The following is a 16,581-nucleotide window of genomic DNA, read 5'->3' on the forward strand; positions in this document are numbered from 1 at the left end:
TTTTATAATTTTGTGAACAAGATCAAATTTATTAAAGGAAAAGTTTAAGTTAATGACTTTTCAACTTGATGAGATTATTTGATTGGTAAATTTGTTATTACTTCTGGGTATATCGAGGATATTTTCGTTTTTCACGATTTTGAGTTTGCTGTAGTAACCTTTCATCATATTTACGAATAAATAAGTTAGTTAACAACATATTAATGACTGATATTTGTGAAATTTTGGAACGAACAGGAATCAATCTAGAAGCGTGTTCCATAGATGTCGTATGTAAGACAAAAGAGGCTAATGATGAAATTTGACTTTGTCCCATTTTAGTAATAGCAATAGAAGGGACTGATGATTGACCAGCAAGTTTAAGTAAATCTACACATTCAGGTGTTTCACCAGAATGCGAAATAATAATAACAAGATCATTCTTGTCTAACGTGCTGATCAAACTACGTGAAATATGAGCATCAAAATGACAATTTACATCTTTCTTGATTTTAATTAGTTGATATTCAAACTCTTTACCAACCAAGCCACTGCTTCCAACGCCAAATATCACAATTTTGTTACTTTTGATTATTAATTCGATGGCACTGTTTAATGCATGAGTATTAACAATGGAATGAGTTTCGTCTATAGAGGATTTTTCCATAGCTTGAACTTTGCTATTTACTTCCTCAAGAGAGTCATTCAAATTAATATCATCTTGAAGAATTTCAGTACTAAGCTTTTGAGGAATTGAGCCGATAAGATCGACCTTAAAATCACTAAAACCTTTATAACCTAATTTGTTACAAAGTCGTAAAATAGTCGTTGTGCTAACATGATTGTGTTTTGCTAAGGTTTGTATACTCATATTTTTTAGCGCTTGAGTATTTGCAATAATATATTCGGATACTTTTAACTCCTTAGTTGATAAGTCTTTTTTTACTTCTCTGAGTTTTAGTTCAATCATTGCACACCTCAAAAAACTATTTTAGTGAAGCAAGTATATAAAATTCGTCTTAGAAATTAAAAATAATTTTATAATTTATTAATCAAATTTACTTCACATAATCCTATTAGTTGCTATCAATAATAAAAAAGATTCAATAATATTAAACTTTTCCATAAAAAAACCCGCAAAAGCGGGTTTTTAGTGTAATAAAAGAAAATTATTTATCAAATTCACTGATAATTTCTTTTGCTGTTTTTCCATCAAGTTTATTTTTCATTTCAGTAAAGATTTTATTTTGATCGCCAGCATTAGCTGGGTTAAGTGCAGCAGTAGAAGCTACTTTAGTTACTGCTCGTCCAAAAGCAAGCTTATCAGAGTCACTTAATTTTTCAGTAGCTTTTTGAATAGAAGTTGCATAAGTTTCTTGAGTAGATAAATCAATTTTAGGTCCATCGTCACCACAACCAACTAGGACAAAACTTAATAATGATACAGCTAGTAATTTCTTGAACATTTCCTTTCCTTAAAAATATATTGTTAAATGCAGCGCTATTTTTATACTAAATACGGTCAATTATCAAGTGATAAATCAATTTCTATACAAAAATAAATATTATTTTAAAAATGTGGAATCTATAATACGAATTATATTCTTTTTATTTCTAGGCATATAAAAAGGTAATTTTTTACGTATAAAGTCGATTTTTAAACTCAAAAACCCCGTTCCTCAACTTTTTTTTGCAATAATTTATCTTGACGTAGGTGATTTTAAATTTTTTATTAATGTCCTAAATATAGGACAATTGAAATAATCGCTACGACTGCTGTATTTATAACCTATTTAACCTTGACGATAGAGTAAGCCAATGCTAATATTTGCCACCTATTCAGATAGACCTCTACGGCGCGTTGGCAGAGTGGCCATGCTGCGGATTGCAAATCCGTCTACCTCGGTTCGACTCCGGGACGCGCCTCCATTAAAATCCCAAGAATTTTATTTTGCTCATAAAACAATATAGGCTAAATTTTTTATTAATAGTATTGGGTTAATGTATCCAATCCACAAGAAGTTTTTTAAAATTCTCTTTTCTTCATGTTTAAAATTATCAAAGATAAAAGTAACGCGACATTAGATGTTCGTGAGCTTACTATAGGCTATGAACTATTAACCAACAAAATATTGCTTGGTACCAACAAAAACCACAAAAACGGGTAGTATACAAAACTCTTTATTAATTTCATTTAACACATTGATAAAATTATAGATTTAACCGGTTGAGGTTTAAGTGTCATCTGATTAAAAAAACATCAAAAAAATTGGTAGAATTTTATGCCTTGCTATTTTAATTAATAAACAATAAGTTATAATAAGGGTGTTCCCTATATACATAGGGATAAACCGGTGATATATTTAATATAAAGCATTATCAAATCGCTTTCCTATATACCTCGGTAAGTAGAATACCTAAGAACGTAATAAAAAATGAATCATATAATGGACTGAAAAATAAGGGATAAAGATGAGTAAATTAAAAAATGAAGATAAGGCTTTTAAAATGGATTTTTCTTTAGTGAATGATACAGATGATAATGAAAATCGAATCAATAAAAGCACACATAGAGATTATATTGATTGCTTAATGGATTGCTCTTTAAATGGAATCAGTATAACCGGATCCAATGAATATTTTAATACGTATACTCCCAGAATTGGGGGGTTTAGTCTTGTGAACTATTTAATAATTCGTCAAACGTTTTCAAGCTATAGATAAATTATTATATTAACAGTTGATCAGTAATATTTCTAAAAGTTAGTTATTTGAGTGAAAATTATGAGTAATAAAAATCTCACACAAGGTGGCCTGTTTTTTTTGTGCTTATTTAATGAAATTAATTAAATTTGTCAAAAACTGATATTTAGTTATAAAAGATTTACTCTAACAACGTTGAGGCGAATTGAAAAAATGTTAGGGTATGTAAGAATTAAAATTATAACAAATTGAAAATCCGTCTACCTCGACTAGGGGACTCGTCTACATTAACGTCAATGTTTTAATTAATTAAAATTTCTATAATAAAACTAAGTTGCTATAAATTAGTGGTAGAGATACCAACCTTAATCCAATTTATTTAAAAATCATTATATAATTCATTAGGTTAAAAAATTCATTAATGGTTTTATGTAATATTTATTTATATCTTATTATTTGATATTGCTCGATAATCGGAATTTGCCATATTATTAATAAACTAAATTAAGCCGTTGCATTTTATTTTTATTAAATCTTTGTGGTTAGCACTTTTAGCCATAATTCAGATTTTTATTTTTAAAAGTTCACTTTATATCTTCAATGAAGATTTATCATTTAAAATTCAAAATTGATTAACTTGCGGTTTTTTTATAATTTTTATCAATAATTAGGATAATATAAATTATGAGTTATTTTAATTATCACGCTAAAGCCAAAAAATTGATAAAAGAGGGTTTTCTTACTCGATATGAGTTTGTTGATAATTGGAATGGTATCAAACCAGCACTAGTTTTATATTTTGAGAATTCAAATCCAATGCCGATAAGAGAATATCGCTGGCAAGAGTATTTGCCGCTTATTGAAGCTGGTGATGAATAATTTAATTATATTTAAAAATTTAAGGTTATTTATCGAGTTGTAGTGCAATATAAAGCAGTACACGATCATCAAATTTCGATAAATCTAATCCAGTCAGTTTGGCAATATTATTCAATCTATACTCAAGTGTATTGCGATGTATAAATAGATTTTTGGCAGTATTGCTATTGTGTAAGTTATTAAAAAACCAAGTTTCAAGCGTGTTTTGCAATAAACCATTTGTATCAGATGCTTTTAATTTATTTAAAGGGGAAAGTAATTCTTCAGCTTGCCAATCTTGATTTAAACCATCTAATAAAACCGGTAAGATAAGATCTTGATAATAGTAGTTACGGCATTCTGGTAATCTTTTTTTACCGATTTCTAAAGCTGTTTTAGCTGTTTGATAAGATCTTGCTATTGTGTCGTTTCCTTGATGAAAATATTTCCCTAAAGATATTTTTATTGCAAATTGACTAAGCAATTTTGTATGGCTAACTAGTTTTTCTAGTTTTGTTTTATGTTCTGAAAAATCCCATCGGTTAAACTTATTTAAAGCAGGTAGTAATATAACAATTTCGGTTAGTGACTTTATGGCCACTAGTTTGGTTAGTGTTTCGAGTTCATTTCGGATTTGTTGTAACTCCTCCATTGCTGTTTGAATTCCTAGCTGACCACTCTCGATTTCAATAATAACAGCAACATAAGCTAACGATAAGTCAATATTTAATTTTCGACTCCATTCATTTATATTTGAAAGCGTTTTATCTGATTGAATTACTGATAATATAAACTCTTCTTTTAACCGATTCTCTTGAGATTGTTGATTGAATGATAATGCTTGTTCCATTATCATCTCTGCTGTCATACTAACAAGTTCAGCAAATTGGATTATTTGTGCTGGTTCACCTGTTACGCCAATAACGCCAACAATTTCTTTTTTTAGTTTTAATGGAAAATTAACACCAGGTTTAACACCTTTAAGTTTTTTTGCAGTTGGATTGTCAATGGTAACAACCCTGCCTTGTGATATTGCTAACACTGCACCTTCATGTAATTCGCCAATACGTTGTGTATCACCACTACCTATAATTTCACCATGATTATTCATTATATTGACATTACAGTTGATGATTTTCATAGTTTTATCAACAATATATTGAGCAAGTATTGGTGAGATGCTTTGCGATTTCATAGCGATAAACCTTATATTATTAACAAGTTCTAATTTATAACTTATTGATTCTAATTTTATTACTATAATTCTTGTTGAGATCGTGTTAAAACTTTTTAATTATAGCAGACTTTAGGTCTGTTACTTTAAGATTAAGATTTATTTATGTTTAATTAGATAATAATTGGGGAATAAAGAATAGCCTCTTTATTTCCCCATGCTTTTGTTTGTTAGTGTCTAAAAATGTTAAAGTTAAGTAATACTAATTAAGCGACCAATATTTTCACTGGTTCGTTCAATATTTTTGAATCCATCAGCCAATAAATCTTCAATCTTAGATAGAGATGGGATAATTCCAAAAATGGCATTAATTCCTTCTGGATAAAGTTCTTCGATGTTTTCACCAATCATTCCTGCTAATGCAATAACTGGAATATTGTGTTTTTTGGCAGTTTGTGCAACACCATAAGGCGTTTTTCCAAATTTGGTTTGAAAATCAATTCCACCTTCTCCTGTAAAACAAAAATCGGCACCAATTAATTGGTTTTCTAAATTACTATATTTGATAACAATATCGATGCCTTTTTCCATTTTACTATTGGTAAATGCCATTAATCCTGCCCCTAATCCGCCAGCAGCACCAGCACCAGGAATAGTCGCAACATCTTTATTTAACTGAGATTTTATGATTGATGCATAATGTTGTAAGTTCGCATCCAATTGTTCAACCATCTCAGGGGTTGCTCCTTTTTGTGGTCCAAATACTCTTGAAGCACCTTTTTCACCACAGAGTGGGTTGGTAACATCACTTGCAACAATAAATTCTACTCTATCAAGTTGAGGATTTACTTCAGACATATCAATTCTAGCTAAATTGCCTAATGCTCCTCCACCTTTAGGGAGTAGTTGGTTGTTTTTATCGTAAAGCTTTACGCCTAAGGCTTGTGCCATTCCGGCTCCACCATCATTTGTCGCGCTACCGCCAATACCCAAAATAATTTTTTTAATACCCTGTTTTAAGCAGGCAAGAATCAATTCACCTGTACCAAAGGTTGTAGTAATTAATGGATTACGTTGTTCTTTGGTAACAAGATGGATACCACTTGCTGAGGCCATTTCAATGACTGCAGTGGTGTTATCTCCTAGGATTCCATAATAAGCCGTCACTTTGTTACCAAGTGGACCAGTAACTTCACAAGCATGTAAGGTTCCATTAGTCGCATCGACTAGTGATTGTGTTGTACCTTCACCACCATCGGCCATTGGGACATGAATATATTTGGCATCTGGAAATACCTTTTTTAAACCTGACTCCATTGCTTGACACACTTCCTTTGCTGTTAAGCTTTCTTTAAATGAGTCAGGAGCAAGGACAAATGTTTTCTGTTTCATAAAAATTACTCTTAATATTACATAATAAACTGATAGAAAATTATGGCAATAATTGTCATTGTTCCACCAACCATCGCTTCATATGGAATTAATTTCATACGTTGTTTAATTGTCATATTCATACTACCGCCAGTTACATGAAAGTAATTTCCTTGCGGTAATGAATCAATAACTGTTGCACCTGTATGCATCATAACAGCTGCACTAATAGCTGGTATTCCTAAATCTGTGATGGTTGAACCAAATGTACCTGTTGCTAAAATTACACCTGTTGAAGTTGATGCTGTAGCTGCTGCCATTAAGACACCTGAAATTGGTGATAAGTAATAACCAGAAATTCCCATTGAATCAATGATATTGATAACTTGAGCTGCTAAGTTTGATGAACCAATCAAACCTGCAATAGCACCAGCACCGACAAGAATAAGTACTGTTGGTGTCATTTTTTCAATCCCAGATTTGGTATACATTGCAATGTTACGATGTTGTCCCATTGCTAACATGCCGATGATCCCTGCTACAGGAAGCACATATAATGCATCAATCTTTAAATTAGCTAGTGCTTCAATATGGAAAATATTGCCTATAGGGCTAATCATTAATAGAAGGATTGCTGTTACAGGAGCAACGATTGCTTTACCTAATGATGGATTTTTATTTTTCTGTTCAGCATCATTTTTTTGTAATGCAACGACTTCGTCGTTAGCAATTTTATCTCCTTTATTTTTTATCAATGAAGCGATAACGACAGTTGCAATTAAACCAAATAGAGCAGGAATAAAACCTGCTATCATCACATCACTTAAGCTTAAATTGAAACCATTGGCAACAGCGATGGTATTTGGGTTAGGTGATATAATATTCCCAGCTTTACCACCACCAGAAAGCGCTAATAATAAGGCTAATCGAGAAATTCCCATTTTATTACCAACTGATAAAGCAATAGGTGCAACGATTAATACAGCAACTGGAATAAATACGCCTGATGCAGTAATAATACCTGTTGCTAATGCTAAAGCGAGTAATGCTTTTTTCTCACCTAATTTTCTAACAACAGCTTGAGCAATAGTTTCCGCTGCGCCTGATTCCATCATTACCCCTGCTAGAATACCCGCAGCTAATACTCTAATCACCGTGCCCATAATACTTTGTGTACCAGTAGTTAAAATCGTGACAGTTTGTATTAGGTTTGCTCCACCAATGAAAGCACCAATTATCGCCCCAAAAAATAGCGAATAGACTGGGTTTATTCCACGTAATATAAGAAAAATTGCAAGAAAAAGTCCTATTATAGCTCCATACCAACTAATGAGTTCAGTCATTTAAATTTTCCTCATGTTTTTATGACTATTAAAAAATATTGCGCTAATTTTATTATCGAATTAGTTTGCTATCTATGTGGTTTTGCACAAATGTGAGCTATAAAAACAAAAAAATATTGGGCTTTATAATAGCGTTATGTGATCTTCATCACAAATTTAGTGCGTTTTACATATCTAATTTTATAAAAATCTTGGTCAACAGCTTAATTAAAATTAGGCGATAAAATTAGATTTGAGAAATTTTTGTTTCTTATTGTGATTTTTCTGTTTCTTATTGTAAATACAATTAATTTGCCAATCATATAGCTAAAGCGTAAAATGCCCATCCTATTTTGCTTAATCTATTACCTAATAGGGTAATACTGACTTGAAATCAGAGGCATTTTTTTATGACAAATTTATATTCAAAACCAGAATTACTTTCTCCTGCTGGTTCGCTTAAAAATATGCGGTATGCTTTTGCCTATGGGGCAGATGCAGTTTATGCTGGTCAACCACGCTATAGTTTGCGTGTTCGAAATAATGAATTCAATCATGAAAACTTAGCGATTGGAATTAATGAAGCACATGCACAAGGCAAAAAATTTTATGTAGTTGTAAATATAGCTCCCCATAATTCAAAGCTGAAAACCTTTATTCGAGATTTAGAGCCTATAGTAAATATGAAGCCTGATGCTTTTATCATGTCTGATCCTGGCTTAATTATGTTGGTACGTGAGCATTTTCCTGAAATGGAAATTCATTTGTCTGTACAATCAAACGCCGTTAACTGGGCAACAGTAAAATTTTGGCACAATATTGGATTAACTCGCGTTGTATTATCACGAGAGTTGTCTCTTGACGAAATAAAAGAAATTCGTGAAAAAGTACCCGAGATGGAACTTGAAGTTTTTATTCATGGTGCGCTTTGTATGGCTTATTCAGGACGATGTTTATTATCTGGTTATATTAACAAACGTGACTCTAACCAAGGAACTTGTACCAATGCTTGTCGTTGGGAATATAAAGTGTCCGAAGGTAAGGAGGACGAAGTAGGGCAGATAGTACATAAATATGAACCAATTCCTGTAAAGCAAATTGAACCGACTTTGGGCATTGGCACAACAACAGATCAAGTCTTTATGTTAGAAGAATCAGGTCGACCTGGCGAATATATGCAAGCTTTTGAAGATGAACATGGAACTTATATCATGAATTCCAAAGATTTAAGAGCGGTTGAATTAGTTGAAGATTTGACGAAAATTGGCGTACATTCATTAAAAATTGAAGGGCGGACAAAATCCTTTTATTACTGCGCTAGAACCGCTCAGGTTTATCGTCAAGCTATTGATGCAGCGAGTGAAGGTAAGCCATTTGATCCTCGTTTATTAACTGAACTTGATTCACTCGCTCATCGAGGATACACCGAAGGCTTTTTGCGTCGTCATAAACATGGAGATATGCAGAACTATGTTCATAGCCATTCAGTGTCAGATAGACAACAGTTTGTTGGTGAGTTTAGTGGTCAACGTTTAAATGGATTAGCTGAAATTATTGTGAAAAATAAATTTTCAGTAGGTGATAGTGTTGAGATGATGACACCAAAAGGTAACACAACGTTCATTATTGAACGAATGGAAAATAAAAAAGGCCAACCTGTTCCTGCTGGACTCGGTGATGGCCATATTGTTTATATTCCGGTAGCTGAAGATATCGATTTAAATTATGCGCTTTTAATGCGTAATTTTGATTAGTCCATCTCTATTTAGCTAACTGTTTGAATTTATAAACAGTTAGCTAATATCATTATTGACGGATTAAATCTTCACCATAACCAATCCATTTATAAGTTGTTAATGCTTCTAAACCCATTGGTCCTCTGGCATGTAATTTTTGAGTACTGACAGCAACTTCGGCACCTAAACCAAATTGTGCGCCATCCGTAAATCGAGTTGATGCATTAACATAAACTGCAGCCGCATCAACTAGCTTAATGAATTGCTCTGCATTAAGTAGACTTCGAGTTAGAATGGCTTCTGAATGGCCACTTCCATATTCCCGAATATGTTCAACTGCTAATTCAAGTGAATCAACAATCACTATGTTCAGATCTTTGGAAAGCCACTCTTGTCTAAGTTCGTCATCTTCTACTGGAAATAGATTTGCTACGCCTGAATTTAAAATTTTATAAGCATCAGGATCAGCATGTAATATGACGTGATTATCAGCCATAATTTGACTAAGTTTAGGCAGAAAAGTATTTGCAATTTCAGTATGTACGAGTAATGTTTCTACAGAGTTACATGTACTTGGTCGTTGAGTTTTCGCATTTAGAATGATTGAAAAAGCTGCGTCAAAATCTGCACTTTCATCGACAAAGATATGGCAAACTCCAATACCGCCAGTTATGACCGGAATGGTTGAATGTTCACGGCAAAGTTTATGTAGAGCCTCACCGCCTCGAGGAATAATCATATCTACATATTTATCAAGTTTGAGTAACTCATTGATATATTTACGATCAGGATTATCGATTGATTGAATAGCAGTTTCAGGTAAGCCGGCTTGATTTAATGCTTGTTGGATAATGGATATGATAGCTGCATTAGTATTAACCGTTTCTTTTCCACCACGAAGTATCGCTGCATTTCCTGTTTTTAAACAAAGAGCAGCAATATCTATAGTAACATTAGGGCGGGCTTCATATATTACACCAATTACACCCAGCGGAACTCGGTGACGTTGTAACTTTAATCCGTTCTCTAAAACTGACCCATCGATAATTTGCCCAATAGGATCGGTTAAGGAGACAACTTTGCGAACATCATTAGCAATAGAGGATAATCGCTCTGGCGTTAATAATAAACGATCAAGCATTGCCTCACTTAATCCTTGATTTTTTGCTATAGCAATATCTTTTTGATTCGCCTCTAAAATGCTTTGAGAGCTTTGCTCCAATAAATCAGCAATACTAATTAAAGCCTGATTTTTGATTTTAGTTGGGCATTGTGCTAATTGATATGAGGCTTGTTTTGCTAACTTTCCAATTTGGTTTATCATTGCTTAACCTTAATAGATTTTACTCACACTGTGTTTGACAGAATACAGATTCTCTAAAAAATAATTTATCTAATGATATTATACATCCCACTCTAATTCTTATTTATAAAACATATAGAATAAATAATAGAGTTAAAGAGGTATGAGCTGTCACCTTAAACAAATTTTGCTAATAGGAATCAATTTATTCCAACAATAATGTATTTTTCAGGCGATTGTCAATTATGAAGCTTAAAAGCAAGCTGAGATATATTCGATAACTTGAGTTGTATAGTGAATTCTAGTAAACAATTAATACACCTAACCAGTTGACTATTACGCCATCTATAGCTAGTTCCATTTAACCTCCTTATTATTTGATAATCATATCATTACGATGTACGGCTACAGATCCATATTCATAGCCAATAATTTGACTAATTTCTTGTGAGTGATGTCCTGCTATTTGTTTTAGCGCATCACTATTATAACGGCTTACACCTCGTGCGATTTGTTTTCCTGACTTATCACAGATATTTATTACTTCTCCCCGCGAAAAATCTTTTTCAACCGCTATAATTCCTTTTGGTAAGAGCGAACTACCATTATTCAAAATAGCATTTATAGCACCATCATCAACTAATACCTTCCCTGCATTAGGTGCACCATATAGCCAATGCTTACGATGCTCTAATGGGGTTTTCTGTGGTAAAAAACGCGTGCCTACCGATTGATTATTGACTGCATCAATAATCACATTTTCTTTATTCCCAGCGGCAATTATTACTTCTATTCCTGCACTACCTGCTACTTCAGCTGCTTGAATTTTTGTGCTCATACCACCGGTTCCCAGCCCTGAAACACTATCACCAGCTATGTTTCGTAAACTTTCATCAATATGAGAAACTTCTTTTATTAATTGAGCATTGGTATCAGATCTTGGATCGGCAGTATATAATCCTTCAATATCTGTAAGTAATATGAGTTTATCGGCTTCCGCTAAAATTGCCGCTAGTGCTGATAGGTTATCATTATCACCCACTTTAATTTCGGCTGTAGCTACGGCGTCATTCTCATTGATGACAGGCACAATATGATTATCTAGCATCGCTTTTAGAACATCTTGTGCATTTAAAAAGCGTTCACGATCTTCTAAGTCAGCTCGTGTCAGTAACATTTGTCCAATAAAAATTTTATATATTGAAAACAGCTGTTCCCAAAGCTGGATAAGTTTACTTTGTCCAACAGAAGCAAGTAATTGTTTTGATGCAACAGTATTTGGAAGGTTAGGGAAGTTTAGATATTCTCGACCAGCAGCAATTGCTCCCGATGTAACTATTATAATTTTGTGACCAATTTGATGTAAATAAGAACATTGCCGAATCAGTTCAACTATTCGAGCACGATCTAACTGTTTAGTTCCACCAGTTAAAACACTGGTACCTAACTTAATAACGACAGTTTGCTTTTTTTTATTAGTCATAGCAATAATCTTATTTAAATCATCTCTTACAAAATAGATTCCATCCATTTAACTGATTGAGTTAAGGTATTTTGTAAGCCTTTTTGTAATGGTGTTTTAGGAATAGTCACAATTTTGCTTTGCTTTGAAGATTGAATTAATTTTGCTTCAGTTAAATTACTTAACTTATCATCTTCAAAGATGACATTCATAATTGGCACAGGACAAGAATGAGTTAATAATCCCTGGTTTTTTAGAGAAAAGTAATTTAATTCAGCAGCTAACTGCTGATTTGAAACTGATGTTAAACCTAATCGACAAGCTAGCATATCCTTATAACAATTTGGTAGATTTTGTTGTAAGGTTTTATCAACAAATATTTGATGTACAAAAGGTGTAAAGTTGAAAAGTCCTTTTATTTTATTTGGCATTAAATAAGCAAGACGTGTAGCAATGTGTGAACCAAAACGGAATCCTGCCACAATTACACGATTGCTATCAACCCAAGGTACTGTCGCTAGTTGTTCAATTATAGCTTGATGAATTTGGCTACTATTTTGTGTTAATACAAAATTTCGACTAAAGCCCACTGTTGGCAAATCTACTGTTAGCATTGCAAAACCTTGTGGCGCTAGGTATTCACTAAAGTAGCGATAATAGTCGATTTGTAAATTACCTAATGCATTACAGACTAACACGACAGGGCATACGCCATCACAGTTCTTAGGTAAATGTAAAATTGTTTTAACACTGCGATTTTCAACTTTAAATTCTATCTGTTTTGTCGTGTAAGGCGAAAACTCAAGTGCTTTTATATAAGATTGATATGCACAAGTTTGTGCATACATGGCAAGCTCATCATTTTTAAAATGAGGATAGCTAGCAATACTAGCAAATTCACTCGCAATTAAATAATCTTGATGTAAGTTATTTTTTGCTTCTTCAGATAAGTCAGATTGATCTAATGAATCCGCTTTAGCTTGCCATTTTGCAGCTTGATTTAAAAACTCATAAATCCAATTGCCAGGTTGATAACCAATAACCGAATCTAACCACTTTTCATTGGTATGACGTTTAGTCGAAATTGCGATTTGCGATAAAACTTCTTCGATTTCCAATTTCGGTAAGCCACGCCAAAACCATAGGATAGGATTAATGATTCGGTACCATTTTGAATCTACTTCACCATCAAATGGACTAATACTGCTACCATCGCTATTATCTAACCGATTGATTAGCGATGATGTTTCAGGATAATCATATTGTGGTTTAAATATCTTTTCAGAAAGGTTTTCAGTCATAGCAACCTTATTAAATTAATTATTAATGATCACTAAGTGGCTTAACAAACATAACGCCAGTATCCCATGGCTGTTCGATCCAAGTATCTTGAGCGATATCGACAACATAATCATCAACTAATGGTTTGCCAGCAGGTTTAGCAAAAATAGTTACAAAGTGAGCCTTTGGATACATTTCACGAATAGTATGAGCTGTGCTTCCGGTATCAACTAAATCGTCAACAACAATAAAGCCTTCTCCATCACCTTTCGCTTCTTTTAAAATTAGTTTTTCACGTTGATGATCGTGGTCATAACTTGAAATACAAACGGTATCGACATAACGAATGCTAAGTTCACGAGCTAGAATAGCCGCAGGAACTAAGCCTCCACGACTAACGGCAATGATGCCTTTCCATTGTTTGGCGGGTAATAATCTTTCAGAAAGTTGACGACCATAAGCTTGAAGCATTTCCCAAGTAACGTTGAATTTTTTCTTTTCAGCGATGAGCTCTGCTTTATGCTGTTTTTTGGCTTTGATTTCTTCTTCTGTTAAAGTTTGTTCTATTGACATGTGTAACCTGCAATTTTAATCGAATAAACGAATTTAATAAATTAATATTAATGGACTTGAAATAGATGTAAAATTGCACCTTATTATAGAGTGATTAGATAAAAAAAACCACTGATTAATTTGTTACCTAGCTAATACTGAGGATAAATTATGCTATCAACCCTAAATCCAAAATTTGTTTGGCAGATTTTTAATGATATTTGTAACATTCCCCATCCTTCTCATCATGAACAAATGATAACCAAATATATTGTCGATTTTGCAGCAACTCATCACATTGATTGTCAGCTTGATAAGGCTGGAAACATTTTACTAAGCAAAACCGCAACTAAAGGTATGGAAAATTGCCCATCTATTGCTTTACAAGCCCATATGGATATGGTTCCTCAAAAAAACGAAGGTACAGAGCATGATTTTCTAATTGATCCAATCCAAGCTTATATAGACGATGAATGGGTTAAAGCAAAAGGTACAACATTAGGTGCTGACAATGGTGTAGGGCTTGCATCTGCTCTAGCTGTATTAATTGATCCATCTGTCGAACACGGTCCTCTTGAAGTTTTAGTTACGACTTCTGAAGAGACTGGTATGCATGGTGCTTTTGGTCTTCAACCGAATTGGTTAAAAAGCCGTTATCTTATTAATACTGATTCTGAAGATGAAGGTGAGATATTTACTGGTTGTGCAGGCGGTATAGACTTCTCAATGAATTTTACAATTACATACGCGGTTATGCCGGAGATTCACGATTGCTATGTACAACTTTCTCTAAAAGGTTTGAAAGGTGGACATTCAGGTTGTGATATCCATCTTGGGCGAGGGAATGCCATAAAATTAATGGCAAGATTGCTAGCTCAATACGCACAAGATATCTCATTTAGATTAGCTGACATTCGAGGCGGTTCATTACGTAATGCAATCCCTCGTGAAGCTTTTGCTGAATTAACTTTAAGCAAGCAAGATTTGCCTAAGTTAGAAGCAATTGTTAAACAATATCAATCTGTATTACAAAATGAATTTAGACAGATTGAACCAGATATTGAATTAACTTTAAAAGAAGTGAAAACGGATAAAGTTAAAAGAGTTATCGCGATTGATCAACAAAACAAAATCATCAATATTTTAAACACTGCGCCTAATGGTGTTGTCAGCATGAGCAAAGAGATCCATGGTGTGGTTGAAACTTCTTTAAATCTAGGCATAGTCAATATTAGTGACAATCAGTTAAGTGTAAACTTTTTAATTCGTTCTCAAGTTGATAGCGCGAAAGATGCAGTTGTTTCAACCTTAATATCATTAAGCCAATTAGTGAATGCCAATTATGAAATCAGTGGTGGTTATTCAGGTTGGGAACCTAATTTGAATTCTAGACTACTACAATTAGCTAAAGATAAGTACTTAGAGATTTTTTCAAAGCAAGCAAAAATTATGGTGATCCATGCTGGTTTAGAATGTGGTTTATTTAAACAGTCTTATCCATATATGGATATGATTTCAATTGGACCAACTATAGTTTCACCTCATTCACCTGATGAAAAAGTTAATATTCATAGTGTATATCGTTATTGGGAACTACTAATTGCGATCTTAAAATCGGCTTGTTATTTGAAATAAAAATTACGGTTCCTCCTTTTGATTGATTAGAGAGGAGGAATCATCCGACTTATTAGCTTTACTAAAGATCGACTAACTTGAAAATAAATTCACTAAAAGTGAATAAAAATGCATTTTATGCTTGCTTTGTTTTTTCAGAAAGCCTACTATACTACCAAAAAAAACTTAGTGATAGATAAGGAAAGGTATGTTAAAAGCAATAGTTGTCGGAGCAAGTGGTTATGCAGGTGCAAAACTAGCATATTATTTAACAAAGCATCCAAATATTGAGTTAGTCGCGTTAACCGTATCTGAAAATAGTCGTGATGGTGGAAAGTTAATCTCGGACTATGATTTATATCCTCAATTGAAAGGTGTAGTTGATCTCCCCTTAATTGCAACCGCTGACTATTCATCTCTTATTCATGATATTGATATTGTTTTTTTAGCAACAGAACATTCAGTTAGTCACGATATCGCACCTTATTTTTTAGACAAAGGATGCACAGTATTCGACTTATCGGGCGCATTTCGTGTCAATTCATCCTCTTTTTATACTCAATTTTATGGTTTTGAGCATCAACATAGACAGTGGCTTGAGAAGGCCGTTTATGGATTAGCTGAATGGAATTATGAGGCTATAAAACAAGCTCAGTTGATTGCAGTTCCTGGCTGTTATCCAACAGCATCCCAACTGCCATTAAAACCGTTGATTGAAGAAGATTTGTTAGACAAAAGTCAATGGCCTATTATCAATGCTGTAAGTGGTGTAAGTGGCGCTGGACGAAAACCTTCGACTAACAATTTATTTTGTGAAGTGAGTTTACATGCTTATGGCTTATTTACACATCGTCATCAACCTGAAATTGCAACACACTTAGGCCAAGAAGTTATCTTTACGCCTCACCTAGGATGTTTCAAACAAGGCATTCATGCCACTATTACCTGTATGGTAAAGAAAGGCGTAACATCTGATGATATTCGTAACGCATTAAATAAATATTATCAAAATAAACCGTTAATTAGGGTTTACCAAAAACATTGGCCAGCATTAAAATCAGTAATAGATCTGCCATATTGCGATATTGGTTTTGTACTAAAAGGGCAACATTTGATTTTAATTTCAGTCGAAGATAATTTATTAAAAGGTGCAGCAGCACAAGCGGTACAGTGTATGAATATTCGATTTGGCTTTGATGAAACTACAGCCTTATTATAAATACTCA

14 protein-coding genes and 1 tRNA gene are annotated in these 16,581 nt (G+C 33.4%); 6 read left to right on the forward strand and 9 right to left on the reverse strand.

The window, feature by feature from the left end; translation table 11 throughout:
- Positions 1–97 precede the first annotated feature (97 nt).
- A complete protein-coding gene (locus tag J3U18_RS05645; protein ID WP_065734047.1) occupies positions 98–949 on the reverse strand; it encodes a MurR/RpiR family transcriptional regulator in 852 nt (283 codons plus the stop codon).
- 199 nt (positions 950–1,148) lie between these two features.
- Positions 1,149–1,445, reverse strand: a complete 297-nt coding sequence (locus J3U18_RS05650; protein ID WP_220225993.1) for a DUF6694 family lipoprotein — start codon at positions 1,443–1,445, stop codon at positions 1,149–1,151.
- Between the two features lie 389 nt (positions 1,446–1,834).
- Between J3U18_RS05650 and J3U18_RS05655 the strand changes: the two genes are divergently transcribed.
- The 3 genes from J3U18_RS05655 to J3U18_RS05665 all read left to right on the forward strand — a co-directional run bounded on the left by J3U18_RS05655 (position 1,835) and on the right by J3U18_RS05665 (position 3,561).
- Positions 1,835–1,908 (forward strand) — tRNA-Cys (locus J3U18_RS05655).
- Positions 1,909–2,451: 543 nt separating this feature from the next.
- Positions 2,452–2,703 (forward strand): hypothetical protein, encoded by a 252-nt coding sequence (locus J3U18_RS05660; RefSeq protein ID WP_267353192.1) that lies wholly within the window; start codon positions 2,452–2,454, stop codon positions 2,701–2,703.
- A gap of 663 nt (positions 2,704–3,366) precedes the next feature.
- Positions 3,367–3,561: a thermostable hemolysin delta-VPH gene (locus tag J3U18_RS05665; RefSeq protein ID WP_065734052.1), complete on the forward strand. Its 195-nt coding sequence runs from the start codon at positions 3,367–3,369 to the stop codon at positions 3,559–3,561.
- 25 nt (positions 3,562–3,586) lie between these two features.
- Here J3U18_RS05665 and J3U18_RS05670 read toward each other — a convergent pair whose 3' ends face one another.
- From J3U18_RS05670 to J3U18_RS05680, 3 genes are all read right to left on the reverse strand, one after another.
- On the reverse strand, positions 3,587–4,735 hold the full coding sequence (locus J3U18_RS05670) for a sugar diacid recognition domain-containing protein (RefSeq protein ID WP_267353193.1): 1,149 nt from the start codon (positions 4,733–4,735) through the stop codon (positions 3,587–3,589).
- A 231-nt stretch (positions 4,736–4,966) separates the two neighbouring features.
- Positions 4,967–6,106 carry a glycerate kinase gene (locus J3U18_RS05675; protein ID WP_267353194.1) on the reverse strand — a complete coding sequence of 380 codons (1,140 nt, stop codon included), beginning with the start codon at positions 6,104–6,106 and terminating at the stop codon, positions 4,967–4,969.
- A 17-nt stretch (positions 6,107–6,123) separates the two neighbouring features.
- Positions 6,124–7,428 carry a GntP family permease gene (locus J3U18_RS05680; protein ID WP_220225997.1) on the reverse strand — a complete coding sequence of 435 codons (1,305 nt, stop codon included), beginning with the start codon at positions 7,426–7,428 and terminating at the stop codon, positions 6,124–6,126.
- A gap of 389 nt (positions 7,429–7,817) precedes the next feature.
- On the opposite strand from J3U18_RS05680, the gene yegQ reads away from it, so the two are divergent.
- On the forward strand, positions 7,818–9,161 hold the full coding sequence (yegQ, locus tag J3U18_RS05685) for a tRNA 5-hydroxyuridine modification protein YegQ (protein WP_267353195.1): 1,344 nt from the start codon (positions 7,818–7,820) through the stop codon (positions 9,159–9,161).
- 52 nt (positions 9,162–9,213) lie between these two features.
- On the opposite strand, the gene proA is transcribed toward yegQ, so the two are convergent.
- From proA to gpt, 4 genes are all read right to left on the reverse strand, one after another.
- Positions 9,214–10,467 carry a glutamate-5-semialdehyde dehydrogenase gene (gene proA, locus J3U18_RS05690; protein ID WP_267353196.1) on the reverse strand — a complete coding sequence of 418 codons (1,254 nt, stop codon included), beginning with the start codon at positions 10,465–10,467 and terminating at the stop codon, positions 9,214–9,216.
- Positions 10,468–10,819: 352 nt separating this feature from the next.
- Complete coding sequence (proB, locus tag J3U18_RS05695) at positions 10,820–11,929, reverse strand: glutamate 5-kinase (RefSeq protein ID WP_065563543.1); 1,110 nt, start codon at positions 11,927–11,929, stop codon at positions 10,820–10,822.
- Positions 11,930–11,955: 26 nt separating this feature from the next.
- Entirely contained in the window at positions 11,956–13,209 is a 1,254-nt protein-coding gene (frsA, locus tag J3U18_RS05700) for an esterase FrsA (RefSeq protein WP_267353197.1), read from the reverse strand.
- A gap of 22 nt (positions 13,210–13,231) precedes the next feature.
- Complete coding sequence (gpt, locus tag J3U18_RS05705) at positions 13,232–13,762, reverse strand: xanthine phosphoribosyltransferase (RefSeq protein WP_081299561.1); 531 nt, start codon at positions 13,760–13,762, stop codon at positions 13,232–13,234.
- 150 nt (positions 13,763–13,912) lie between these two features.
- Between gpt and J3U18_RS05710 the strand changes: the two genes are divergently transcribed.
- Both J3U18_RS05710 and argC read left to right on the forward strand, forming a co-directional pair.
- Complete coding sequence (locus tag J3U18_RS05710) at positions 13,913–15,376, forward strand: aminoacyl-histidine dipeptidase (protein WP_065563516.1); 1,464 nt, start codon at positions 13,913–13,915, stop codon at positions 15,374–15,376.
- 187 nt (positions 15,377–15,563) lie between these two features.
- Complete coding sequence (gene argC, locus J3U18_RS05715; protein ID WP_267353198.1) at positions 15,564–16,574, forward strand: N-acetyl-gamma-glutamyl-phosphate reductase; 1,011 nt, start codon at positions 15,564–15,566, stop codon at positions 16,572–16,574.
- Positions 16,575–16,581: the final 7 nt, after the last annotated feature.

The sequence above is a fragment of the Gilliamella sp. B3482 genome (genome assembly GCF_026536805.1).
Taxonomy (GTDB): Bacteria; Pseudomonadota; Gammaproteobacteria; order Enterobacterales; family Orbaceae; genus Gilliamella; species Gilliamella apicola_E.